Origin of the sequence: Mycobacterium sp. E1747, assembly GCF_001667775.1 — a bacterium.
Lineage (GTDB): Bacteria > Actinomycetota > Actinomycetes > Mycobacteriales > Mycobacteriaceae > Mycobacterium.
Genome location: NZ_LZJI01000177.1, coordinates 1 through 850 on the forward strand (window position 1 = coordinate 1; position 850 = coordinate 850).

An 850-nucleotide genomic window follows, 5' to 3' on the forward strand; every position below is an offset into this window, starting at 1 on the left:
CCGCGCTGCAGGCGATCGCGACGGTGGGTTCGGTGATGGGGGGCGGCGACGGCCCGCCGCCGGCCCGCATCGTGCTGCTGTCCGACGGCGGGGAGAACAAGCCGTCCAATCCCAGCGACCCGCACGACGGGGCGTACACGGCGGCGCGGCTGGCCCGCGACGAGGGCGTGCCCATTTCGACGATCTCGTTCGGCACCAAGACCGGCGAGATCGAGATGGACGGGCAGCGCGTCGCCGTCCCGGTCTCGACGGACCACATGAAGACCATCGCCAAGCTGTCCGGCGGGCAGTCCTACACCGCCAGCAACATCGCCGAGCTCAACAAGAGCTACAACGCCATCGAGAAGGACATCGGTTATCGGACCGTGCCGGGGCCGGGCAGCGCCGGGTGGCTGCGCCTGGGCGTGATCACCGCCTTGATCGCGACGGCGCTGGCGCTGCTGATCAACCGGCGGCTGCCGGTCTGATCGCTCAGGAGGGCAGCCGGCGATTCAGGAACAGCCCGGCCAGGATCGCACCGGCCAACGCGACCGCGCCCAGCAGCATCCAGGCCAGGCTGGCGTCGCCCTTGACGGTCTCGTAGCCGATCTGGCGCTGCAGGGTCGAGTAGACGTTCTTCAGCGATTCCAGGCTGTCGGCGTGGAACGCCTGGCCGTCGGTGATCTCGCAGATCTTCTGCAGCGTCTGGTCGTCGACGGGAACCGGGATCGTGGCGCCCTCGTATTCGACGGTGCCGTACGGCGTCCCGAAGGAGATGGTCGAGATCTGCACGCCCGCGGCCTTGGCGGCCCGGGCGGCGGTGAACGCCCCCTGCGGGGCGTTGGCGTCCAGCGGCACATTCTCCGCGCCG

At 70.0% G+C, this 850-nt stretch carries 2 pseudogenes; one reads left to right on the forward strand and one right to left on the reverse strand.

Annotated elements, in window-relative coordinates:
• A pseudogene (locus tag A5695_RS16805) lies at positions 1-467 on the forward strand (hypothetical protein); the annotation flags it as partial.
• Positions 468-471: 4 nt separating this feature from the next.
• Here A5695_RS16805 and A5695_RS16810 read toward each other — a convergent pair.
• Positions 472-850 (reverse strand): annotated as a pseudogene (locus tag A5695_RS16810) (hypothetical protein); the annotation flags it as partial.